This is a genomic window from Flagellimonas crocea (assembly GCF_033441595.1).
Classification (GTDB): domain Bacteria; phylum Bacteroidota; class Bacteroidia; order Flavobacteriales; family Flavobacteriaceae; genus Flagellimonas; species Flagellimonas crocea.
This window is the reverse complement of sequence record NZ_JAUZVX010000001.1, coordinates 438,256-462,296: the sequence shown is the minus strand read 5'-3', so window position 1 is coordinate 462,296 and position 24,041 is coordinate 438,256. Positions and strand designations below refer to the sequence as shown.

26 protein-coding genes are annotated in these 24,041 nt (G+C 41.6%); 9 read left to right on the top strand and 17 right to left on the bottom strand.

The features are described 5' to 3' along the window. Nucleotides 1-6 precede the first annotated feature (6 nt). The 3 genes from epsC (at nt 7) to SD449_RS02175 (ending at nt 2,310) form a co-directional block, all read left to right on the top strand. Entirely contained in the window at nt 7-798 is a 792-nt protein-coding gene (gene epsC / locus SD449_RS02185; RefSeq protein WP_318308418.1) for a serine O-acetyltransferase EpsC, read from the top strand. Beyond that, on the top strand, nt 791-1,675 hold the full coding sequence (gene cysM, locus SD449_RS02180) for a cysteine synthase CysM (RefSeq protein ID WP_207031619.1): 885 nt from the start codon (nt 791-793) through the stop codon (nt 1,673-1,675). The genes epsC and cysM overlap by 8 nt, the downstream gene beginning before the upstream one ends. Nucleotides 1,676-2,049: 374 nt before the next feature. Next, nucleotides 2,050-2,310: a hypothetical protein gene (locus SD449_RS02175; protein ID WP_318308417.1), complete on the top strand. Its 261-nt coding sequence runs from the start codon at nt 2,050-2,052 to the stop codon at nt 2,308-2,310. Between the two features lies 1 nt (nt 2,311). Here SD449_RS02175 and SD449_RS02170 read toward each other — a convergent pair whose 3' ends face one another. From SD449_RS02170 to SD449_RS02155, 4 genes are all read right to left on the bottom strand, one after another. Next, a complete protein-coding gene (locus tag SD449_RS02170) occupies nt 2,312-3,781 on the bottom strand; it encodes a magnesium chelatase (protein ID WP_318308414.1) in 1,470 nt (489 codons plus the stop codon). An 8-nt stretch (nt 3,782-3,789) separates the two neighbouring features. Beyond that, nucleotides 3,790-4,953 (bottom strand): vWA domain-containing protein, encoded by a 1,164-nt coding sequence (locus SD449_RS02165; RefSeq protein WP_318309181.1) that lies wholly within the window; start codon nt 4,951-4,953, stop codon nt 3,790-3,792. A 117-nt stretch (nt 4,954-5,070) separates the two neighbouring features. Continuing rightward, nucleotides 5,071-5,919, bottom strand: coding sequence for a DUF4249 domain-containing protein (locus SD449_RS02160; RefSeq protein ID WP_318308412.1), 849 nt, complete (start codon nt 5,917-5,919; stop codon nt 5,071-5,073). A 3-nt stretch (nt 5,920-5,922) separates the two neighbouring features. Next, nucleotides 5,923-8,328, bottom strand: coding sequence for a TonB-dependent receptor (locus SD449_RS02155; RefSeq protein WP_318308411.1), 2,406 nt, complete (start codon nt 8,326-8,328; stop codon nt 5,923-5,925). Nucleotides 8,329-8,491: 163 nt separating this feature from the next. Here SD449_RS02155 and SD449_RS02150 point away from each other — a divergent pair, with 163 nt between their 5' ends. The 6 genes from SD449_RS02150 (at nt 8,492) to SD449_RS02125 (ending at nt 12,280) form a co-directional block, all read left to right on the top strand. Beyond that, nucleotides 8,492-9,031: an RNA polymerase sigma factor gene (locus tag SD449_RS02150; RefSeq protein WP_108246070.1), complete on the top strand. Its 540-nt coding sequence runs from the start codon at nt 8,492-8,494 to the stop codon at nt 9,029-9,031. Further along, complete coding sequence (locus tag SD449_RS02145; RefSeq protein ID WP_318308409.1) at nt 9,031-9,573, top strand: hypothetical protein; 543 nt, start codon at nt 9,031-9,033, stop codon at nt 9,571-9,573. Before SD449_RS02150 ends, SD449_RS02145 begins: the two co-directional genes overlap by 1 nt. Next, nucleotides 9,557-10,642: a translocation/assembly module TamB domain-containing protein gene (locus SD449_RS02140; RefSeq protein WP_318308407.1), complete on the top strand. Its 1,086-nt coding sequence runs from the start codon at nt 9,557-9,559 to the stop codon at nt 10,640-10,642. The genes SD449_RS02145 and SD449_RS02140 overlap by 17 nt, the downstream gene beginning before the upstream one ends. Nucleotides 10,643-10,705: 63 nt before the next feature. Continuing rightward, nucleotides 10,706-11,371 carry a hypothetical protein gene (locus SD449_RS02135; protein WP_318308405.1) on the top strand — a complete coding sequence of 222 codons (666 nt, stop codon included), beginning with the start codon at nt 10,706-10,708 and terminating at the stop codon, nt 11,369-11,371. 189 nt (nt 11,372-11,560) lie between these two features. Further along, the gene (locus SD449_RS02130) at nt 11,561-11,737 is read left to right on the top strand and encodes a hypothetical protein (RefSeq protein ID WP_318308403.1); all 177 of its coding nucleotides are present in this window, start codon (nt 11,561-11,563) and stop codon (nt 11,735-11,737) included. Between the two features lie 6 nt (nt 11,738-11,743). Continuing rightward, a complete protein-coding gene (locus SD449_RS02125; RefSeq protein WP_318309180.1) occupies nt 11,744-12,280 on the top strand; it encodes a head GIN domain-containing protein in 537 nt (178 codons plus the stop codon). 13 nt (nt 12,281-12,293) lie between these two features. Here SD449_RS02125 and hisIE read toward each other — a convergent pair whose 3' ends face one another. From hisIE to SD449_RS02060, 13 genes are all read right to left on the bottom strand, one after another. Further along, nucleotides 12,294-12,890, bottom strand: a complete 597-nt coding sequence (gene hisIE, locus SD449_RS02120; RefSeq protein WP_318308401.1) for a bifunctional phosphoribosyl-AMP cyclohydrolase/phosphoribosyl-ATP diphosphatase HisIE — start codon at nt 12,888-12,890, stop codon at nt 12,294-12,296. A gap of 2 nt (nt 12,891-12,892) precedes the next feature. Next, nucleotides 12,893-13,648 (bottom strand): imidazole glycerol phosphate synthase subunit HisF, encoded by a 756-nt coding sequence (gene hisF, locus SD449_RS02115; protein WP_318308399.1) that lies wholly within the window; start codon nt 13,646-13,648, stop codon nt 12,893-12,895. A gap of 124 nt (nt 13,649-13,772) precedes the next feature. Beyond that, nucleotides 13,773-14,054 (bottom strand): GIY-YIG nuclease family protein, encoded by a 282-nt coding sequence (locus tag SD449_RS02110; RefSeq protein WP_318308397.1) that lies wholly within the window; start codon nt 14,052-14,054, stop codon nt 13,773-13,775. Between the two features lie 259 nt (nt 14,055-14,313). Further along, on the bottom strand, nt 14,314-14,844 hold the full coding sequence (locus SD449_RS02105; RefSeq protein WP_318308396.1) for a DinB family protein: 531 nt from the start codon (nt 14,842-14,844) through the stop codon (nt 14,314-14,316). After that, on the bottom strand, nt 14,837-15,568 hold the full coding sequence (gene hisA, locus SD449_RS02100; RefSeq protein ID WP_318308395.1) for a 1-(5-phosphoribosyl)-5-[(5-phosphoribosylamino)methylideneamino]imidazole-4-carboxamide isomerase: 732 nt from the start codon (nt 15,566-15,568) through the stop codon (nt 14,837-14,839). Before hisA ends, SD449_RS02105 begins: the two co-directional genes overlap by 8 nt. A gap of 3 nt (nt 15,569-15,571) precedes the next feature. Next, on the bottom strand, nt 15,572-15,988 hold the full coding sequence (locus SD449_RS02095; protein ID WP_318308394.1) for a GNAT family N-acetyltransferase: 417 nt from the start codon (nt 15,986-15,988) through the stop codon (nt 15,572-15,574). A 1-nt stretch (nt 15,989) separates the two neighbouring features. Further along, nucleotides 15,990-16,574 (bottom strand): imidazole glycerol phosphate synthase subunit HisH, encoded by a 585-nt coding sequence (gene hisH / locus SD449_RS02090; RefSeq protein ID WP_318308392.1) that lies wholly within the window; start codon nt 16,572-16,574, stop codon nt 15,990-15,992. Nucleotides 16,575-16,656: 82 nt separating this feature from the next. Next, the gene (gene hisB, locus SD449_RS02085) at nt 16,657-17,793 is read right to left on the bottom strand and encodes a bifunctional histidinol-phosphatase/imidazoleglycerol-phosphate dehydratase HisB (RefSeq protein ID WP_318308390.1); all 1,137 of its coding nucleotides are present in this window, start codon (nt 17,791-17,793) and stop codon (nt 16,657-16,659) included. Continuing rightward, on the bottom strand, nt 17,793-18,839 hold the full coding sequence (gene hisC / locus SD449_RS02080; RefSeq protein WP_318308389.1) for a histidinol-phosphate transaminase: 1,047 nt from the start codon (nt 18,837-18,839) through the stop codon (nt 17,793-17,795). Before hisC ends, hisB begins: the two co-directional genes overlap by 1 nt. Continuing rightward, nucleotides 18,839-20,122 (bottom strand): histidinol dehydrogenase, encoded by a 1,284-nt coding sequence (gene hisD, locus SD449_RS02075; protein WP_318308388.1) that lies wholly within the window; start codon nt 20,120-20,122, stop codon nt 18,839-18,841. The genes hisC and hisD overlap by 1 nt, the downstream gene beginning before the upstream one ends. Beyond that, entirely contained in the window at nt 20,122-20,979 is an 858-nt protein-coding gene (hisG, locus tag SD449_RS02070; RefSeq protein WP_207031647.1) for an ATP phosphoribosyltransferase, read from the bottom strand. Before hisG ends, hisD begins: the two co-directional genes overlap by 1 nt. A 199-nt stretch (nt 20,980-21,178) precedes the next feature. Continuing rightward, nucleotides 21,179-21,994 carry a prohibitin family protein gene (locus SD449_RS02065; RefSeq protein ID WP_318308386.1) on the bottom strand — a complete coding sequence of 272 codons (816 nt, stop codon included), beginning with the start codon at nt 21,992-21,994 and terminating at the stop codon, nt 21,179-21,181. 12 nt (nt 21,995-22,006) lie between these two features. Further along, nucleotides 22,007-24,040, bottom strand: coding sequence for a VWA domain-containing protein (locus tag SD449_RS02060; protein ID WP_318308385.1), 2,034 nt, complete (start codon nt 24,038-24,040; stop codon nt 22,007-22,009). Nucleotide 24,041 lies beyond the last annotated feature (1 nt).

Sequence of the window (24,041 nt, the reverse complement as noted above, 5' to 3'; positions counted from 1 at the left end):
CGCAGCATGGACAAGGAAAAAATCATAGCCGAACTTAACAGGCACAAAAAACTGCCCTATCTTGACTTTAGATTGAAGCAGGAAACGGAGGACTTTACCGATACTCTTTTTTATACCCTATTCGATGCCAATACTCCTGTGGATGTCAATTTGGAGCTATTGGAAAATAGGTTCAACAAGTTGATGGATATGGCTTGCTGGGATTTGGAACGACCGAGTGAAGAACTTTGGAAGGTTTATGTGTCCCAACTTCCCAAAATTTTGGAGAATTTGAATTTGGACGCAGAGGCTATTTTAAATTGTGACCCTGCATCCCTTTCCATGCAGGAAATTTATATGGCCTATCCTGGTTTTTACGCCATTGCCATTTATAGGTTGGCACACGAACTCTATGAAGAGGGTGTGCCCTTGATTCCTCGGATGATGACCGAATATGCGCATAGACAGACCGGTGTGGACATTAACCCAGGGGCAAAAATTGGCAAGTCCTTCTTTATTGATCATGCCACCGGTGTAGTTATCGGTGAAACTGCTGTAATCCATGACAACGTAAAAATTTATCAAGGGGTGACCCTAGGTGCCCTGTACGTGGCCAAGAACTTGCAGAAAACAAAGCGGCATCCCACCATTGAAAACAATGTGACCATTTATGCCAATGCCACTATTTTAGGAGGTGATACCGTTGTAGGTGCCAACTCCGTAATCGGAGGCAATGCATGGATCACGTCCTCTGTGCCCCCCAACTCCACTGTTTATCACAAACCAGAAATTAAAATAAAGACAACCCCAAATGTCTAACAGCATATTAGATCTTATCGGAAACACCCCTTTGGTGGAATCCAAAGTATTGAACACCAATCCAAATGTAAAAATCCTGTTTAAGCTAGAGGGAAACAACCCTGGTGGTAGTGTAAAGGACCGCCCAGCATACAATATGATAAAAAGCGGGCTGGAACGTGGTGATTTTACCAAGGAAACCAAATTGATCGAGGCCACTAGCGGAAACACTGGTATTGGTTTGGCCATGATTGCAGGAATCTTTGGGCTTGATATTGAATTGGTAATGCCCGAAAACTCTACCAAAGAAAGGGTGCAGACCATGAAAGCCTATGGCGCTAAGGTTACCTTGACCCCTGCCGATGTAGGTATTGAGGGTGCCAGGGACTATGCTGAGGACAAAGTCAAAAAAGAAGGGTTCCAAATGTTGAACCAGTTCTCCAATGATGATAACTGGAAGGCCCACTACAAAACTACAGGACCAGAAATCTGGAGAGATACGAATGGTGAGATCACTCATTTTGTATCCAGCATGGGGACCACGGGAACTATCATGGGCACTTCCACCTATTTAAAGGAACAGAATCCAAATGTACAGATTGTGGGCGTGCAGCCTACGGATGATTCCAAAATTCCCGGTATACGCAAATGGCCAAAGGAGTATCTTCCCAAAATTTTTAATCCTGACAAAGTGGATACCGTAATGGAGGTTAGCGAGCAAGAAGCTACCGAAATGGCAAAACGCCTAGCCAAAGAAGAGGGTATTTTTTCAGGGATGAGCAGCGGTGGCGCTGCAACCGTTGCACTTCGTTTGGCCGAAACCTTGGAAAGCGGAACCATTGTATCCATTGTTTGCGACCGGGGCGATCGTTATCTATCCTCCGACCTTTTCGATTAGATTTCTCCAAGAAATTTCATGTCGATTTTTTATAGTTTCATGTCGGATTTTTCGGATTATCCAACATTATTTGCGGGTCGTCGATTTCTTTGAAATAGTGACTTAAAAAGCTCGTTCTTTATGTTGAATTTAGTCCCAAATCTTAGATAGAAATGAATACACTGTCAAAAATAATCACTTGGAAACGAAACATACTAACCAGCATAGTTGTCTTGTTAACTTTAATAGTGTTAAGCTTTTACGGGGTTTATACGAATCAATTCTACTTTTTAAAACCCGACAATTATATATTCCCAGTTTTGAGTTCGGTTCATTTTTTATACTTATATGTTGTTTGGTTCAAAATTTCCGAGGATGAACTACCCGACCCCAAAATGCGCAACATTGAATATGTGCTCTACGCCATCATGGTTGTTTACGTTTTCAAAATTTACGACAGCATTACCGTCCTCAATTCCATTAAAACGTATGGAGAACACGTGATTCCTGGAACCTTTAAACCAATGGCAACATTATCCGTAGTACTGTTCAGCATTTTGCCGATTCTAACGCTGTATACCTTTTGGCTGAGAAAACGTTATGTTGGAGTCTACAATTTTGAAAACTATAACGACAACCTAAATATTTGGCAATAGTTTATAGTCCTCGGATATAACTACCGTACAGATCTTTAAACTGATACCCTTGCTGAAAGCGGTGCTTGCTCAATTTTTTATGGGCAACCAAGCCCCAAAGCACTAATTCTTTCAAGAAATATGACTCTTCTTTCGGAACTTCTGGCTGATATTCTTTCATTAGATTGTTCAATGGGCCAATAGCGTCGAGTTTGGATTTATAATCTTCCTCTTTTTCGTCATCCAAAAGGTCAAAACCCTCTCCTTCAAAAAACCAGCTGACCAATTCATCGTATTCATTTTCTTCCTCTTTGCGCTGAAGCTTTTCGATTTTTGGGAAATAACTCGGGAACAAAGATTTAACGGCATCTTCAATCAAATTTTCGGCAACGGAGCCTGCTCCCTCCTGCTCTCCTTCGTATACCAACTCTATTTTTCCTGTGATGGATGGCACTACACCCATAAAATCACTTAAACGGACAGTGGTTTTTTTATCGCCTGCAACTATGGCCCTACGTTCCGCAGTGCTCAATAAATTTTCGAAAGCAGTGATGCTCATACGGGCACTTACCCCGCTCTTGGCGTCTACATACTCACTTTTTCTGGCCTCAAAACTGATCTGTTCCAACAAATCCATCGCGATTTCGGGTACTTGGACGAAATCAGATTGGCGCTTATCGAGCTGTGCCTCTTGCTTGGTGATTTTCTTTGCAATCTCGATACTCTCAGGATAATGCGTCAAAATTTGGGAACCGATCCTATCCTTCAATGGGGTTACAATGCTTCCTCTATTGGTGTAATCTTCAGGGTTTGCGGTAAACACAAACTGAATGTCCAAGTGCAAACGAAGCTTGAACCCACGAATTTGTATGTCCCCTTCTTGCAGAATATTAAACAAGGCTACTTGAATCCTTGCTTGAAGGTCGGGAAGTTCGTTGATCACAAAAATACAACGGTTGGCCCTCGGTATCATTCCAAAATGAATCACACGGTCATCTGCGTAGGATAATTTAAGATTGGCCGCTTTAATGGGGTCCACATCTCCTATCAAATCCGCTACCGTAACATCTGGCGTGGCCAATTTTTCATAGAAACGCTCGCTTCTATGTATCCAACTCACAGGAGTATTGTCCCCTTTTTCCTTGATCAGCTCGGTGGCGTATCTGGAAATAGGCTCCAATGGGTCATCGTGAATTTCAGAACCGTCCACAATGGGCATCCATTCATCAAGCAGTTGAACCATTAAACGGGCCAAACGTGTTTTTGCTTGCCCTCTCAATCCTAATAAATTGATATTGTGTCGGGACAAAATGGCTCTTTCCAATTCTGGAATTACTGAGTTTTCATAACCCCAAACACCTTCGAACACCTGTTCTCCCTTCGATATTTTTTCCAAAAGGTTTTCCCTGAGTTCGTCTTTGATGCTTTTACTTGTATAGCCAGCTGATTTAAGTTCGCCCAGCGTTGTAATGTTGGTGTGATCCAATTTCATATGTTGTGTTATCCTTTTATTCTTCTTTTTCTGTTCTGTTCGTAATCTTCAAAAATCATTTCGCCCAAACCTTTTAGTCCCGTGTAGAAGGCTTTTCCTTTATTTGCCTTGGTAAATTCACGGACAAACTGCATCAGATAAGGGTCTTCTGCAATCATAAACGTGGTTATAGGGATATGAAGTTTTCGGGCCTGTTGTGCCATGGCATAGCATTTTTCAACGATATATTCGTCCAGTCCTACGCTATTTTTGTAATAATCACCATTCGGAAGGCGTAAACATGAAGGTTTTCCGTCGGTGATCATAAAAATCTGCTTGTTGGTATTCCGTTTTCTGCGTAGCATATCCATCGCGAGTTGCAATCCCGCAACGGTATTGGTGTGATAGGGCCCCACACGTAGATAAGGTAAATCCTTAATCGGAATGGGCCAGGCATCGTTTCCGAACACCAAAATGTCCAAGGTATCCTTTGGATAACGGGTCGTAATGAGTTCAGCAAGTGCCATTGCCACTTTTTTGGCGGGTGTGATTCTGTCCTCACCGTACAAAATCATACTATGGCTAATGTCGATCATCAACACCGTGCTCATCTGGGCTTTGTGCATGGTATCTTCCACCACCAAATCCTCTTCGCTCAACGAAAAATTATCCAATCCGTGGTTGACTTGTGCGTTTTTTAGACTTTCCGTCATACTGATATGCTCTAACGAATCCCCAAATCGGTATTCACGGAACTCACCAGTGTGCTCGTCGCCCTTGCCTGATTTCCCTGTTTTGTGGTTTCCAGAACCACTACGTTTGATTTTACCGAAGATTTGGTCCAAGGCCCGTTGGCGTAGCATTCGCTCGAGCTTGGCTGTTACGGAAAGACTTCCGCCCCCTCCATTCTCATCGCCTTCTTCACCTTCGCCGCCCTGCGGACCGTCCACGTCAAATTCCTCACGGATGTATCCTTTGGACTTGAGGTCTTCGATAAAGTCATCAATTGTGTAATCGTCGTCGGTAAGTTCGTATTCTTTGTCCAATTCACGGAGCCAGTCCAGAGCCTCCTCCACATCACCCGAAGTGTGGGTTACTAGTTCTTGAAAAATCTCAAAGAGTTTTTCGAACGGAGTTTGGTCGGGTGCCTCGTAATTGGTAAAACGAAACCCTTTTCTTGTATTCATAGCCATCATATAAATTTACGGTATTTCGCTGTAATGGCTAGGGCTTTAGAAAAAACTTAACGCTATAAACCGAAAAAGCGCCGAGCCCTAGAAACCCGACGCTTGGCATCCAACCAACTTAAACTAGTCTTCCACAAAAGTGTAACTCGTTTTTACCACCTGTGATAACCTGAAATACCCAAAAGCATAGTTTTCAGGATTTGTAGTATTGATACAGTTACCTTTCACATCCACTGGTGTTGACTCAAAAAGACCAACACCGCCCAATTGGGAGATGAGTATCTTGATATAATCATAATAGGACTTGGAAATTCCGTACATTCCTATGTTCACTACATCGCCAGGTTTAAAGGGTTCTATTTCAGTATTATCGTCCTCCTCAATTTCGTACCACCAATCAATCTCGTTGCCATTCAAGAATTCATCTTTCCCTTCTTCCAAATCAGGCAGCAAATCACCCTCTCGTTGAAATTTGAAAAGATAATGGTTCCCTTCTTCCTCTGGATCGGTAAATACCACATGTACTTCCAATACTTCATCATCAAAACCATCTTTACGGTCCTGAAAAACATTGGTGATATCCGTCACAGGGGTCATGGTCTCCTTTGCGGTATATACCTCGCCATTATGTTCAATCCTCAGGGAATAGGTCTGCCCTAGAATGGGTTCAAAATTCGTGGTCAGGTATTCTCCGTTGCCCTGATCTTCAAAATTATAGGTTGTTCCATTGTCATCATTGGTCACCACAACGGAGGCACCAGTTACCTCCGTGTTGGTATTGGTATTAAAAAACGGAGTGGATTCTCTCAACCGGATGGTCTGTACATTTCCGTCCGTTCCTTTTTCCCAATCCAGTGATGCTTCTACCACCAATCGTTGTGGTCCTTCCTGGACTTCCACATCCACTACGTCCTCACAGGAGGCAAAAATGATAACGGTAATCGCCAATATGATTTTTTTCAATGTTTTCATGATTTAAAATTTAAAGTTGTAGGTCAATGAGGGTACTATACCAAAAATGGCTGTTCGGGTAGCTTCGTTGGCCCCAGTTTCCAGATTTTGCCCAAAGGAGATAGAAGCGGCATTTTTTCTACTGTACAGATTATAGACACTGAACACCCATTCGCCCTTAAACCGTTTATTCTGATATTTTCTGGGTTTGTAATTGATGGAAACATCCATCCGATGGTAGGCTGGTAAACGGTCCGAATTTCTGGGGGCGTAGCTTGCTATGGACAAATCTTCGTACACATATTGCCCATTGGGATAAGTTACGGGTCTACCAGTTTGAAAAACCAGATTGGTCCCAAAGCTCCATTGATCGTCCAATTGGTACGATCCCGATAAGGAGATGTCATGTGTTCTATCAAAATAGGCATTATACCAATTTCCATTGTTGATTCCTGGCCCTCCAGCCGTTCCTCCCAAGGTTCGTTGCTCCGATTTGGAAAGGGTGTAGGCAATCCATCCCGTAAAATCACCCCCGTTCTTTCTAAGCAGGAGTTCCAATCCATAGGCCCGCATTTCGCCGTTCAAAATTTCGGTCTCAATGGTATTTTGACCAATCAGATCGGAACCGTCTATGTAATCGATTCGGTTATCAACGGTTTTATAATAGGTCTCTACTTCGAGCGAATACACCATGTCCTTAAAATTGTGAAAGTATCCCAAAGCATACTGATTGGACAACTGTGGTTTTATGAAAGGTCCACTGGGTGTCCACACATCCAAAGGGGTTACGGATGAAGTGTTGGACAACAAATGAATGTATTGGGCGGTACGTGAATATCCTGCTTTTATGGATGATTCCTCGTTGAGCAGGTAAGCCAATGAAACCCGAGGTTCAATATTGCCGAAAGTTTCAATAACATCACTTTTGTCAAAATTGGTCTCCCCCGTTGCTTCACCGCGCTCATAAATGCCCAGTTCAGGATTGTATACTACGGGCCGATCGTTTGCATAAGTGCTGATGGGCTGGCCTCCAAACCGTGAGAATGCACTGTAACGCAGGCCATACTGTGCTGTAAGCTTGGGGCTTAGTTTATGTTCCGCACTGACATACAATCCGCTTTCCAAGGCTTTTTTCTGATCTAACTTTAATGGATTTACGGGCGATGTTTCGGCAGTAGGGTTTACTTCTCCAGGGTTGAAATCATAATAAATACCGTTGGCACCAAAATCCAGTTTAAAGGCGTCGCTCAAATAATACTTAAAGTCGTATTTAAGGTTGTAGTTGGTGATGGATGACAGCCATTCAAATTCATCCTGTGCAAACTCCAGATCGTAGTCATATCGGCTTAAAATGGCCGAAAGATTGGAAAACAATCTGTCGTTAAAAATGTGGTTCCAACGTAGATTTCCTGTGGAATTTCCATAACTACTGTCAAAACTGCTACCCAGTTTAAAGGCATCGCGACCAAAATAACCGCTCAAGAAAAGCTTGTTGTTACGATTGATGCTATAATTGGTCTTTAGGTTCAGGTCATAAAAACTTACACTATTTTCATCGCCTGCGGCTTTGAGCAACAGATCTACATAGGAACGGCGGCCAGCAATTAAAAAAGATCCTTTGTCCCCAAATACGGGACCTTCGGCCGTTAACCTACTTGAAATAACCCCGATTCCCCCGTTCAGTTCAAAATTTTTACTGTTTCCATCCTTCTGTCGAATATCCAGTACAGAAGATACCCTGCCACCAAAGCTAGCAGGAATACCGCCTTTGTAGAGTTTTACATCCTTGATGGCATCCGCATTGAATACAGAGAAGAACCCGAACATGTGCGAAGTGTTGTATATAATGGCCTCATCCAGAAGCACGAGATTCTGGTCCTGTGCACCGCCCCTCACATGAAATCCACCCGTGCCTTCTCCATTATTGGTGACCCCTGGCAACATTTGAAGGGATTTCAATACATCCAGTTCCCCTAATACCACGGGCATTTGTTTCACGGTGCCTATGTTCATCTTTACCACGCTCATTTCAGGTTTTCGCAATATGGCCCGTTCTGGCTCGTCTGCCATTACGACCACTTCCTCCAATGCGGTCGAGAATTCTGAAATTTCCACATCGTGTACCATGTCATGATTCAAGTCAATCTCAATGTTGACCTCATTATAGCCCATGTATGAAATGCTCAATACATATTTTCCTTCTGGAGCGGTAACGGAGTAAAATCCATATTCGTTGGTGACCCCGCCAATGGTAGTCCCGCTCAAGAATACAGAGGCACCGAACAAGGTCTCCCCATTGCTTTTGTCGGTAATGGTACCGCTAATGGTGTGGCTGGTCTGCCCTATGGCAGACATACAGCCAAAAAATAAAGACCACAATAACCAAACGGTACATTTGCTTATTGGGTTTAATTGTGACTTACTGTTCATTTTTTGATGTTTTGATGGTTGTACACTAAATTTTCAACATCATAGACAGGACAAAAAAGGAAGGGTTGCATGTATAAAATTTTTTAAAAGTTTTTTCCTTCATAGTGCAACCCTTTCTTTTTTCTTTTGTCTTTAGCTACAGATAAGGCATCAACCTAAACCATTGGAAACCGAAATCCGTTTTACGCATAAGGCCATAGTAGAGCAGTGCAAAGCAGGCAATAGCAACTCGCAATACGAGCTGTATTCCCGTTATGTGGATGCCATGTACAATGTGGGGTTCCGCTTTTTGGGCAATGCGGAAGATGCAGAGGATATAGTACAGGACAGTTTTGTGGATGCCTTTAAAAACCTAAACAACTTTAAGTACGAGAGTAGTTTTGGTGCATGGCTGAAGCGAATTGTCATCAATAAGAGCATTAACCACCTAAAGGCTAAGCGTATACCTGTGGTTCCCATGGAGGCACATGAGTTCCATCTAACGGATGAAGAGCCCATAGAGGCAGAGGCAACGGATTTGAACAAAGTAAAGAAGGGCATTGCCCTGTTGCCCGATGGATACAGGGAAATCATCAATCTATATTTGATTGAAGGATACGACCATGTGGAAATTGGAGAGATTTTGGGTATTTCTACAAGTACTTCAAAATCCCAGTACCACAGAGCGAAGAAAAAATTATTGGAAATCATCAATGAACTGTAATGGACAATTTTGAAAAACATATTAGGGACCATGCAGCCCAATTCAACGAGCGAAGGGCGGACAAGGACAAAATGTGGGCGAAGATTTCAGAAGAACTGAATCAAGAGCCATCCAAGGTTATCCCACTATGGAAAAGGCCCCTTTTTCGTGTGGCTGCCTCTGTGCTATTACTGCTGGGTGCGGCTTCGTTTTTTGGACTGGCGGTGTTGAACAATAATGCCAACAAAACACAATATGCTTCCAAGGAACTGATGGAAATAGACATGTATTACAAAGACCTGGTCTCCTACCAAGTGCAATTGGTCAGGAACAATCAGAATCTTTCAGAAGAGAACAAAGCGGAATTCCTATCCTTTATGGATGAACTTGATGCTGAATATGAAGTACTCAAAAAAGAGATGCAGAAAAACCTTGACAATGAGCAAGTGCTGGAAGCTATAGTAAGCAATTACAAAAAGCGCATTGAACTCATTGAGAATTTCTTGCACCAGATAAACGAATCTAAAAAATTGGATGAAGATGATTATGGATACACATTATAAAGCGGTCCTATGGATGGCATTTTTACTGGTTTCAGTGCATTGCGCCATGGCACAGGAAAAGGTTCATAAAACCATTGAAAAAAGCTTCCCGTTCACAAATTCGGGAGAGTTTCAAATAGAAAATAAATATGGCAACGTAACGCTTAAAGGGTGGGAACAGAACAAAGTTCAGGTAAACATTTCTGTTACCGTGAACCATCGTAAAAAAGAGAACGCCAAGGACTTGTTGGGACGTATCAGCCCAAATATCAAGGCGAGCAACAGCTATATTTCCATTGTTTCTGAAATCTCCAATAAAAATACGGGGTGGTTGGCCGATCTATTGAATCGTGCCAATCCCATTGACTTTGACCGCAGTCATGTTCAGATAGATTATGAGGTCTATCTTCCCAAAAAGGCAGGCCTTAGGATTACCAATCGTTTTGGGGATGTGGTCATTGAAAACTGTACGGGTATACTAAATACCTTGATCGAGCATGGTGATTTATGGATCGGGGAGAATTTGAACAAGGCGGATATTGTTTTGAAGTATGGTAAAATCCGAGCAAAGGATTTGAACTATGCAGACCTTGATTTAAAAATTGGGGAATTGAATATGGAAAATTCAAAAAACCTACGATTAAAAAGTGATGGTTCGGAAGTCCATATCAATTCGGTCAATTCGTTGGAGGTGTATTCCAACAAGGACAATATTTCCATTAACGAAGCAGGATCCCTGTTTGGTAACCTGGAATTCACCACTTTTAAAATAGAACGATTGGCAGGCGATGTAGATGCTACAATGAAGATTACCGATTTTCAGGTGTACAATATTATAGATCCGTCGGCTGATATATCCATACAACAGGAATCCGCGGATATCACTTTGAATATCGACCATTTTCCACATGACTTCACGGCAACCTTGGAACAAGGTGTGGTTCGCTTGCCAAAATCATTTGATAATGTAGGTTCCGAAATGTTGGACAAAGGCCGTAGGCTCCGTAAAATAAATGCCACTTATGGCAAGGAGAGAAAAGGAAAGATTTCCATACAAGGCGAAAAAGGAATTGTGACCATAAACGATTAAGAAATGCAACCTTTTAACGAATGCCTTGTCTTTAAAACAAAATCAATCATAAATCCAATTAAAATGAACAATCAAAAAACAACAACTTTATTACTCTTTTTGCTCATGTGCACTATGGGGTTCGCCCAGAACGATGATAGCGAATACATCACCTTTAATGATCGTAAAAATGTGGTGCACGGGGTCTACTTGGGTTTATCTACCTATTTTGGTGAAATCGAGGGAGAGGATACTTACATTGGAGGATTAAAAGTGGCCTATGTGGCCAACAGACAATTTGAAGTGGGTTTTATGGGCAATGTGCTTTATTCCGAACAAGACATCTTCAACCCTAGAACAAATAACAACGATGATATTGTGGCCATATATGGAGGAATACATTTGGAGCCCATATTGTTTGGCAAAAAAAGAGTAAGTCTGTCCTTTCCAGTGTTGATAGGGGGCGGCGGTGTAGGCTACGTGGATCATAATGCCGTGGTGAACGATGAGAACGTTGATCTTGACGATGACGATATAGACGCCGTATTTGTGCTTGAGCCAGGAATGAATGTATTGTTCAATATTTCCAGATTCGTGCAATTGGAGGCTGGTTTCCGATATAGAATGTCCAGTAAAATAGAATTGCCGCAAAGCCCAGTGGACCGTCTCAATGGTTTTTCTGGTGGCATTGGGGTGAAATTAGGAGTGTTCAATATGGGGCGTAACCGTTACAAAAAACATTTGGACTAATGGAAAATTACAGCAACCGTCTTCACCATCCTATAAAAACACTACGGGTCTACACAAAAAACGAGCAAGTATTTGCCCAATATGGAAATAGAGCATGGGCCGTTATTCCATTTCAATGGGTGCCTGTTCCACTTTTCAACCCTTAGCTTTTCTTGCACGCATTATTACATCAATCAAAAATCAAAAAAAATGAAAACACAAATCAGTTTTATACTGCTTTCCGTACTGTTGATCTTCTCTTCGTGTGACTATGAGAAGATTTACGCCGAAGGCGAAGTGACCTCTATCAAATATGACATAAATGATTATAATGGACTTAGGGTTTCCGACGCATTCCATGTTTATGTACTTTTTTCCGAATCTTAAGAAGAAATCCGAATTGCGGCCAACAACAATCTGCACGAAAAAATTGTCGTCAAAAAAGACGGTGATGAATTGATTATCCGATTAAAAGATCACACTTCGGTAAGTGGTAAGGCTGTGATGAACGCATACATCACCACCAAAAACCTTTCCAAGTTCAATATTGACGGTGCGAGCAGGTTGATTTTGGAAAATCAATGGGAAGTACAGGACGGAAAGATTACAATCTCTGGGGCCTCTGATTTTAAGGGGGAATTGCTCGCTGATCGATTACAAATGAATCTCGAAGGAGCCTCTTCCGTTAATCTTTTTGGTAGTATCTCATCCTTGGAAGCGGAGATTTCAGGGAGCAGCGACCTGTTGGATTATGATCTTAATATTTCCAATCTGGACATAAACCTGTATGGGGCGAGCACGGCCTTTCTTTCTGTAAATGAAAGTATTTCCATAAAAGCTTCAGGTGCCAGTGTATTAAACTATAAGGGAGACGCGACGATACAGGAAAGTGAACTTTCTGGCTCCTCCAGTATTATAAAAAAGGATTGAATACCTCATGTGGTCAATGTCTCTGCTCTAGAATATTGACCACAGCATTGAGGTCAAAATTCTTTGCCTTCAATAATATCAAATAATGGAACAGCAGGTCGGCACTTTCGTTCAAGAAAAGATCATCGTTATCATCTTTGGCTTCGATGACTGTTTCCACAGCCTCCTCACCTACTTTTTGGGCAACTTTGTTGATGCCCTTTCGGAACAGGGAAGCCACATAACTATCAGCATTCTCTTGGTCGTTCTTTCTGGATTCAATGATGTTTTCCAAGGTGGATAAAAAACCATATCCTTGAACATTTTCCTCGGCCCAACATGTATCGGTTCCCTTGTGACAGGTTGGTCCAACGGGGTTTACTTTCACCAAAAGCGTATCATTGTCGCAATCCACTTGCATGTCAACAAGGTTCAAAAAGTTGCCACTTTCCTCCCCTTTGGTCCATAACCGCTGTTTGGAACGGCTGAAAAAAGTGACTTTTTGGGTTTTTTTGGTTTTTTCAAACGCTTCTTGGTTCATATAGCCCAGCATCAACACATTTTTGGTGGTTGCATCTTGAACAATAGCTGGTACAAGTCCGTCTGAATTTTTATTGAAGTCTATTTGCATTGTTATATTCTTACAGGAATTCCTTCTTCCTTTAATTCTTGTTTAAGTGTGTTTATTTCAATTTCCTTAAAGTGAAAAACACTGGCAGCCAAGGCCGCATCAGCTTTTCCATCTTTAAATGTATCGGTAAAATGAGAAATATTTCCCGCCCCACCTGAGGCAATCACTGGAATGTTCACCAGGGCGGACAATTTTGCTAAAGCTTTATTGGCAAAACCATTTTTGGTGCCATCATGGTCCATCGAGGTAAATAAAATCTCACCTGCTCCGCGTTCTTCCACTTCCTTTGCCCAATCAAAAAGATCCAGTTCCGTAGGTACCTTCCCTCCTACCAAATGGACTTTCCATTTTCCGTCTAGCTGTTTGGCATCAATAGCAACCACAATACATTGCGAACCGAATTTGGCCACCAATTCATTGATCAATTCAGGTCTTTTCACCGCTGATGAGTTAATGGAAACCTTATCGGCCCCGTTTTTGAGGAGAATATCCACATCTTCCACGGAAGAAATTCCTCCGCCAACGGTAAAAGGTATATTGATGGTCTCAGCCACGTGATATACCAATTCCGCCAAGGTCTTCCGTTTTTCCTCCGTAGCCGAGATATCCAGGAAAACCAATTCATCCGCTCCTTCTTTAGCATAAATGGATGCCAGTTCCACTGGGTCTCCTGCATCACGTAGATCAACAAAGTTGATTCCCTTTACGGTGCGTCCGTTTTTAATATCGAGACAGGGTATGATTCTTTTTGTAAGCATTTATTTTATTTATAAAACCTTCATTAGGGGCACATCGTCACCCTGAACTTGTTTCAGGGTCTCAATGACTTTATTGATGAGATGCTGAAACCTGCCTTTGCAGGCAGGCGAGTTCAGCATGACGCTATCCATAATCCAAAGTTTCTAAAGTTGGATTTTGTTCTTTTATCAAATTCAATTTCCAATCGTGATGCCAATTCTTCAATTGTTTTTCTCTCGCAATGGCGTGATTAATATCTAAATAGACTTCAAAATAAACCAAATCGGTTAACTGGTACTTTTTTGTGAATCTTGAACCAAGTCCTTCACCATGTTCTTCAATTCTTTTCTCAAGATTTGAAGTTACCCCAATATAAAATGTCGTTCTGTATTTGTTTGTCATTATGTAAACAAAGCTTTCTTTCATATCATATGGGATTCCGAAACAAGTTCGAAATGACACTTTTATTGATTTGATATTCTATCATGTGCAGCTTCTTGTCGTCCTCTTGGTTGTTTTTATCAACTAATTTTGATATCTAGATGTGATGCTGAAATGAATTCAGCATGACGCTTTTTAGAGATATCGTCACCCTGAACTTGTTTCAGGGTCTCAATGGCTTTATTGATAAGATGCTGAAACCTGCCTTTGCCGCAGGCAGGAGAGTTCAGCATGACGTCGTCAATCATTGCATGTTTTTAGTTTCATTCTTGGCATTCAGGTTGACTCCACCATAAAACCCAAGGTCCCTGTTTTCTAAAATTTTTGTCCAAAGTGCTATTTGACCCGTGTGGTAGGACAAATGCTCGGTAACATGGATAATGTTGCCCACACCTGAAAAATTGAAGCCCTGCACGTTTCGTTTCCGCAACAATTCATTGAGCGGGGCATCATAAAATGCCCTTTTGGCATCGGAAATGGTGTCTTCAAGCTTTTTGATGAGCTCTGCTTTGGTAAAACCTGAGTCGGTGGAAAACTCTTCATCCCGCTTACGTTCATCTTCCAAATTTTGGATGGAAGCTATCCCGTATTGGGTAATGTTTCCGCATAAATGAAGGATGAGATTGGCGATACTATTGCTCGATTCATTGGGTTTTTCCCATACCTGTTCTTCCGATAACTGATCTAAACAAATTTTGATCATCCGCAGGCTTTCGTTCATACGGTACCCTGCGTTCCATACCAATTCTTCTTGGAGTTCTCTTTCTTTATCCATTTTCAAGAATATAATGTTCCAATTGCTTTAAACTGATCTTGCCTTCATAAATGGCTTTTCCAATGATCGTACCTTCACAACCAAGTTCGGCAAGTCTGGGGAGTTCGTCAAAAGTGGAAATTCCACCACTGGCAATTAAATTTAAGCCTTTTTTGGTTTGGGCCAACATTTTTTGATACAAGTCGAACGCAGGCCCTTGCAGCATGCCATCCTTGCTTATATCCGTGCAAATCACATATTCGATACCTTCGGATTGATACTGCTGAACGAAAGGAATCAGCTCCAAATCCGATTCTTCTTGCCAGCCCGAAACCGCGACTTTCTCGTTATTGGCATCGGCACCTAGAATGATTTTTCTAGCTCCGTAGGTCGACAACCAGCTCAAAAAAGTTTCCCTGTCTTTAACAGCAATACTTCCGCCCGTAATTTGATGTGCTCCGCTTTGAAAAGCAACATGCAGATCATCACCCGATTTTAATCCACCACCAAAGTCAATTTGCAAACTGGTTTTTAAGGCAATGTTTTCCAATACCTTATAGTTGACAATATGTTGGGATTTAGCCCCGTCCAAATCAACCAAATGTAGGTACTGGATACCGTGTGCCTCAAACTCCTTGGCCACTTCCAACGGATTTTCATTATAGACTTTTTTGGTGCTATAATCACCTTTTGATAGACGAACACATTTTCCATCGATAATGTCTATGGCTGGAATCAATCTCATTTTCTAGTCATATTTTACTCGTTCTATGGACATCCACATTTTTGAATCCCCAACTTTTTTAAAGCCCAGATTTTCATAAAAACTATGGGCGTCCAATGTTTTTAGTGCTACGGTGTTCACTTTCTTCACATCAGGTTGGTCCAAAATATATTGCACCAATTTTTTTCCAAGTCCTTTGCCCTTGTTGGGATCAAAGACAACTACATCCATAATGTAGGCAAACACCAAACCGTCTGTCATCATTCTGGCGTAAGCAACCTGCTCACCGTTCGTATTGAACATTCCAAAGCAGATACTTTTTTCAATGGTCATCAAGGTTTCCTCCCAGGTTCTTTCCTTTCCCCAGTATGTAGAGGTTACCTCTTTGTGGATTCTTAGGATATCCAATTTCTCTTTGTCCTTCAGAATATGGAACTCCATATCAGGTAATATTTAGAAAATTGTTCAATATTTCACTACCTACATCGCTGCTTTTTTCAGGGTGGAACTGTACCCCATAAAAATTTTCTTTCTGCAGAGCCGCACTATATTCCACATCGTATTCGGATTTGGCAATAGTTTCCGAGCCAATCGGAGCATAAAAACTATGCACCAAATAGATATAGGCTTTCTCAGGAATTTTAGAAAACAGCTCACTTTTTAAATCCGAAATCTGGTTCCATCCAATTTGAGGGACTTTGACCTTATTGGAAAATTTAACCACATCCAAATCAAAAATGCCCAAGCCTTCCGTATTTCTTTCTTCGGATGAATGGCACATGAGCTGCATGCCCAAACAGATGCCCAAAACAGGTTGTTTTAAGGTAGGAATTACCTTGTCCAATCCTGTAGCTTTTAATTTGGCCATAGCGGAACTGGCTTCTCCCACTCCAGGGAAAATCACTTTATCGGCATTTCGGATTTCTTCTGCATCATGGCTCAAAACAGCTTCATATCCTAGCCGTTTTATCGCAAATATGATACTTTGAATATTACCTGCTCCGTAATCGATTATTACAATCTTCATTTATTCTTTAATCTTTTGTCATTTCGAGCAAAGCGAAAAATCTAGATTTCTCAGTCGTAAGCTCCTTCGAAATAACAGTTTTTTATAGCATCCCCTTGGTAGAGGGCAGCACCATTTTTTCAGCATCCCGTTTTACCGCCATTTTAATGGACTTGGCAAAAGCTTTGAATATGGCCTCGATTTTATGGTGTTCGTTGGTTCCTTCGGCCTTGATGTTCAAATTGGCCTTGGCGCCATCGGTAAACGATTTAAAAAAGTGCATGAACATTTCCGTTGGCATATCCCCCACCTTTTCACGTTTGAATTCGGTATCCCAGACCAACCAATTCCGTCCGCCAAAATCAATGGCAACTTGTGCAAGACAATCATCCATGGGCAATGCAAAACCATATCGTTCAATTCCCAATTTATTCCCCAAGGCTTTGGAAAACAGCTCGCCCAAGGCAATCGCAGTATCTTCAATGGTGTGGTGCTCATCCACCTCCAGGTCTCCATCCACTTTGATTTCCAAATCCATTTGTCCGTGCCTAGCTAGCTGGTCCAACATATGGTCAAAAAACGCCAGACCTGTATTGATGTCACTTTTTCCTGTGCCGTCAAGGTTGATTTTGATGTAGATATCGGTCTCGTTAGTTTTTCGGGTTATTTCCGCAACACGATTCTCCAATTTTAGGAATTCATAAATTTTCTCCCAATCGTTGCTTTCCAAAGCGATGTACTCATCCAATTCTTCACGTTTTACTGTAATTTCCCCTGTGCCCAAATGTGTTTCATCATTGATAAAGATTCCTTTGGCACCCAGATTTTTGGCCAATTCCACATCCGTCAAACGGTCACCGATCACAAATGAATTCGCTAAATCATATTCATCGGAAAAATAGGAGGTCAACATACCCGTAGCTGGTTTTCGGGTATTGGCGTTGTCTTTTGGAAAGGTTCTGTCAATAAAAACATTATCGAAAATCACACCTTCGTTCTCAAAAGCTTTGATGATGAAATTATGCACGGGCCAAAACGTATCTTCAGGAAAAATGTCGGTACCAAGGCCATCTTGATTGGTGATCATGACCAATTCATAATCCAACTCTTTGGCAATTTTGCCCAAATAAGTAAATACCTTGGGGTAAAAAACCATTTTTTCAAAAGCATCTATCTGCTCATCCACAGTTTCCTTGATGATGGTTCCGTCACGATCAATAAACAATACTTTTTTGCCCATTAGTTCAATTCTTTTAAAATGGCTATCAATTTTTTGTTCTCCTCTGGTGTGCCTACGGTAAATCGCAACGTATTCTCACAGAGCGGCTGTGTGCTTCGGTTCCGCACCACCACTTGTTTATCCAATAGTTGTTGGTAGCGTTTGTTGGCATCGTCAACTTTGGCCAACACAAAATTAGCATCGGTTGGATATAATTCCTTTACAAATTCCAAACCGTTCAAAGCATTAATCAATTCATCTCTTTCATCAAGAATCTGTTGCACCTCTTTATTGACCAAGTCTTGGTTCAACACCCGTTGTAAGGCACGTTGCTGCGTCAATTGGTTGACATTGTAGGGTGGTTTGATTTTGTTCAAAACACCGATAATTTCTTCTGATGCATAGCATATGCCCAATCGGATACCAGCCAATCCATAGGCTTTGGACAGCGTTTGGGTCACAATCAAATTGGGATAGTTATCCAATTTCGACAACCAACTTTCATCCTTTGAAAAATCGATATAAGCTTCATCAATCACCACCAAACCCTGAAAGGATTTCAGCAATTGCTCGATTGCTTCTTTTTTGAAAGCGTTGCCCGTAGGATTATTTGGCGAACAAATGAATAACAACTTGGTTTTGATATCCACCGCCATTAAAATTTCATCCACATTGGGTTCGAAATCATTGGATAGCAGCACCTCCTTGTTTTTAACTGCATTGATGCCTGCCAGCACCTTATACATTCCGTAAGTTGGTGGCAGCGTGATAATATTATCCTGATTCGGTTCACAAAACGCCCTGTAGATCAAATCCAAGACCTCGTCGCTCCCATTCCCGAGTAAAATTTGATTTTCCGACACCCCTTTCTGCTCTGCCAACAACGATTTTAAACTTCGCTGGTATGGGTCTGGGTAGCGGTTGACGCCATTATCGAAGGGATTTTCGTTGGCGTCCAAAAATATCATCTCCGAACCATCCGAGACATACTCGTCGCGCGCGGAAGAGTACGGTTGTAGCTTAAGAACCGATTCCCTCACCAACTTATTTAAATCAAACCCTTCCATTATTTTAAACTTTTTAATCTAAGGGTTACCGCATTTTTATGTGCCTGCAACCCTTCCGCTTCGGCCATCAGTTCAATGGCAGTTCCGATACCTTTGATGCCTTTTTCGGATATTTTCTGAAAGGTCATGCTCTTCATAAAACTATCCAGGTTCACACCGCTATATTGTTTCGCGTAGCCGTTTGTGGGCAAGGTATGATTGGTGCCCGAAGCATAATCCCCTGCACTTTCTGGCGTATAGTTTCCAATAAAGACCGAACCCGCATTCTGAATGTTCCCGAGATAAAAATCCTCATTTTCCACACAAACAATAAAGTGTTCTGGACCATATTCATTAATCAAATCCAATACTTCCTGGTCATTCTTGACTAGAATGAGCTTGCTGTTACCGATGGATTTACGAGCGATTTCTTCTCTGGGCAGAAGTTGTATCTGATTTTCGATTTCCTTTTCAACAGCCTTAACCAACTTTTCTGAAGTGGAGACCAAAATCACTTGACTGTCCACCCCGTGCTCGGCCTGACTCAACAAATCCGAGGCCACAAAGGCCGCATTGGCAGAATCGTCAGCAACCACCAACAATTCACTTGGACCCGCGGGCATATCGATAGCCACGTTGTATTGGGTGGCCAGTTGTTTTGCGACGGTCACATATTGATTCCCAGGGCCAAAGATTTTGTACACTTTCGGAATGCTCTCCGTTCCAAAGGTCATCCCTGCAATGGCTTGAATGCCACCTACTTTAAATATTTGTGTTACACCGCACAATTGGGCCGTATATAAAATCGCTGGATTGATTTCCCCATTTTTATCTGGTGGGCTACAGAGCACAATTTCTTTGCATCCCGCCAATGTAGCAGGAATAGCCAACATTAAAATTGTAGAAAAAAGTGGCGCTGTTCCCCCAGGAATGTACAATCCCACTTTCTGGATGGGGCGTTTTTCTTGCCAGCACTCCACACCAGGCATGGTTTCAACTTCTATTTTTGAGGTTTTCTGTGCCGCATGGAATTTCTCAATGTTGGATTTGGCCAGCGTGATGGCTTGTTTCAACGCATCAGAAACAGAATTACTGGCGTTATCAATCTCAGCATCGTTCACTAAAAGTGATTCCAAACTCACTTTATCAAACTGGGCCGTATATTTTTTGATGACGGTATCGCCCCCGGTCTGGACCTCCTTAAAAATACTATTGACAATTTCCTCAATATCGGAAACGGTCTGGGTAGGTCGCTTTAAGATTTCTTCCCACTCCGTAGGCTGTGGATAGTTGATACGTTGCATTACAATACCATTTTTTCAATTGGACAAACCAAAATACCTTCTGCACCAGCTGCTTTCAGCTCATCGATAACCTCCCAAAAGGTCTCCCGATTGATTACGGTGTGCACGGAGCTCCATCCTTCTTCTGCCAAAGGCAAAACGGTGGGGCTGCGCATTCCAGGAAGAATGGAAATGATTTTATCCAATTTATCGTTGGGGGCATTCATCAAAACATACTTGTTGTTCCGCGCCTGCAATACCGATTTGATCCTGAATTGGATTTTCTTCAACAGTTCCTTGCGCTCTTCGGAAATGGTGGGTGATACCGCCAATACGGCCTCACTTTTCAACATCACTTCCACTTCCTTTAAATTGTTTTTGAACAACGTGCTGCCACTGGAAACAATGTCACAAATTCCATACGCCAAGCCAATATTTGGTGCGATTTCCACCGAACCGTTGATGATGTGCAAATCTGCTGTTACACCTTTGGATTCCAAATACTCCCTTACGGTGTTCGGGTACGAAGTGGCAATTTTTTTGCCTTCAAAATCTTTGATGGAGTTGTAGGTTACGCCCTTGGGCACGGCCAAGGACACGCGACATTTGGAAAAATTAAGACGCTCCGCGATGGAAATGTCCTTTCCTTTTTCAATCAAAACATTTTCCCCGATAATGGCAATGTCCACTACCCCATCTCTCAGGTATTGTGGAATATCCCCGTTCCGTAAATAAAAAACTTCCAAAGGAAAATTTCTTGAGGTGGCCTTTAACTGGTCCTTTCCATTATCGATGGAAATTCCACAATCTTTTAAAATAGCGAGGGAATCCTCGTTCAATCGGCCACTTTTTTGGACTGCAATTCTAATTTTTGTCATTTTTTAATCGTTTTGTCCGAAAAATCAAATGGGTACAAAAAATAAACCCGTTTGATTTCTCAAACGGGTTAGAATATATTTTAAAAACAACAATACATTTCTATCTCGCTTGAGGGCAAGTATAAAAATGATGATGTGTGTTTTTATTTCTCATTATGCACCAAAAATAGGATATATTTTTATATCAAAAAAGGAGAATTTAGTTATTTCCCAAAATTAATGGCAATCCGTCATCGCCCGAACCTACAACAACCACTTTGGCATTTGGTGATTCCGCCAACTTAAGCGTTGCATCTATACCCTTGTCCTGTAATATCTTATCTGTAAGGGATGCACTCAATATTTTATTGGCATCTGCCTTACCTTGGGCTTCAATCCGAACTTTTTGGGCTTCCTTTTCGGCTGTGATCAATCTAAACTCGTATTCCAAGGATTGTTGTTCCTGCTTCAGCTTGCGCTCAATGGCTTCCTTTATGGTTGGCGGGAGGGTAACATCCCTGACCAAAATTTGGTTCAATTGAATATATTGATCGCCAACAATGTTTCTTGTTTCTTCAAAAATTTCTTGCTGAATGGCATCCCGCTTACTGGAATATAGTTGCTCAGGTGTGTATCTGCCCACCACACTACGTGCAGCAGAACGGATAGCGGGCAACAGGATACGGTCCTTGTAGAGCTCACTCTTTTCTTGGTGCAATTTTCCCAAGGATTCATACTCTGGTTGAAACCAGGCAGAGGCATCAAGTTTAATTTCCAGTCCATTGGAGGAAAGTACTTGCATTTTTTCAAAAACTTCCTGTTGTCTTACTTCGTAGACAAAAACGTTATTCCAAGGTGCAACCAAATGGAAACCTTCTCCCAATGGAGGTTCATCGGTAACAACACCGCCTCCAAACGTTTTATAAAGTACTCCTGCCTCACCCGATCCAATAGTGATCGCTGATTTTGAAATGATAATAATTAATAAAATAATCGCTGCCAATGCTGGTAACGCAATCTTTGGTAATTTATCCATTTGTATATGGTTTTATATTAGTCCATTATATTTTCTGATAAACCACTCCAATGCGAGTGAAATGACTATCAGTCCAAGTAAAATACGGAAATCTATTAAAGATACAACATTATCCCTGCTCTTTTGGACTGGAAGAAACCGTTGTGAAGAATTTAAGTCAGATTGCAATGTTTCCAAACGGTCCAGATAGTACAACTCCCCTCTGTTTTTTGCGGCCAAGCGACCCATTTTTTGGTAATTGGAAGAAACGAGTTGCTTTTCCGGGTTAAAGTCTAAAATCCTGAATGTCCCGGAACTGTTCAGGTTTTCCTCTTGGACCGTTACCGTAAATTGATATTCCCCTGCTCCCAGATCACTCAGGTCCACTTCATAAAAAGAGCCCTTCAACAACATTGGCGAAGTCCGTGAAAAATCGTTCTCCCTTCCTTTGATAGAAATGGAAATGTTGGCATTGGAATCAAACTGATAGCTTTCATCAAAATAGGAAGCCCTGATCTTGGCCATACTCGCATTGTCAAACACCAATTCATAGTCCAGTTCCAAACGATTGCGCTGTTTGTTGGAGCCCAGATACACCATCAAATTCCCGATAAATTCATCAAAAATGTCAAAGCTTTGCTCATTTCGGTACACTTGGGCCCGCCAACGCCAAATATCCTCTCCAAAAAGAACGGCTTCCTTTGTGTTGGATTCGGTCAAAATTGAAAATAAAGGCTTTTCAAGGTTGATGCCCTGCAATTGCTGGAACATCAATGTTTCACTTTCTTTGTTCAACTGAATATCTGCCAAGGTTCCCTTTAAGGGTGGAAATCCGTCAACAGCAAAATTGCCAAGACCAAATAACCCGAAGGCGTTGTTCAAAACAGGTAAAATATCCTCTGCTTGTCTGCTACCCGAAACGGTGAAGCTCTCTTGAATACCGTTCAAAAAGTTCCAATCCGTTTTGCTTCCAGTGATGGTAAAATGGTTGGCACCTGAATTATTGATAAACTCGTAAATACTTCTAAAATTTCGATTGGGCTGATACAAAATGATCAATCCCATGTCTTCCAATTCGGATTGACTGACGTTGGGTTTTAAAAGGGTAACTGAGCGCTGTTCGTTGGATTCGATGGATTTTTTCAATGCCCCGATATCAGGGTGCAACATATCCGAAACGATGGCCACATTGGTTTTTTCGTCGATTACTTCAATGGCGGTTTCCTTGGAATTGTTGGCGGTATTACGTTCGTTTTCCATGGTCCCCACTTCAATTTTAATGGTTTTGATGCCCACACTTTGCGCCTCCACCAAGGTGTTCAAGGTTTGACTATTCTTGGTAGCACTAAAGTTTATGCGTTCTTGGTGCACCCTGCTTCCATTGATGGAAATAGTTACCGTACTGGATACCGCTCGGCTACCTTGGTAACGAATTGTAGATTCTATAGGAAAGCTATTGCGTAAAAAAGCGTATTTGTTTACATTGATAAGCCCTACTGAAATATCTTCATACTGGGTCGTATCCCCAACGACAACTGGGTTTACGGTTGAATTTTCATTGAGCGTGATGTACTCATAATCTCTTCCCAAAGTTTGATTGCCATCGGAAAACAACACAAAAGCATTATTTCCGTTGACAAATACTTCGTTTAAGGTATTGAGTGCATTGGAAATATCGGTATTGCTCTGATCAAATTGAATAGAATCGCTAGCAGAAATGGTATTGCCAAACCCGTATTGATGGATGTTGAATCTTTCGTTTATAGCATTATTCTGACTAATTTGTTGGATAGCTTGGAAAATATCAGTCTGGGATGAAGCATCTTGCATAGAAGTGGAATTATCCACTACCAGAATCAAATTGGCTTTTTCAACAAAATAATCCTTGCTTACAAACTTTGGGTTTATTAAAAGTAAAAGGCCGCAAAACAAGGTGACAAACCTTAATGCGGCCAATAGTATCTTAAGTGAACCCTTTCTTGGGTTTTTATAGAAGTATTGAAAATAGACAAGGATAAGCGCGGCAGCAACTGCTAAAACAATAAGAAGTACCGTGCTCAACACCATT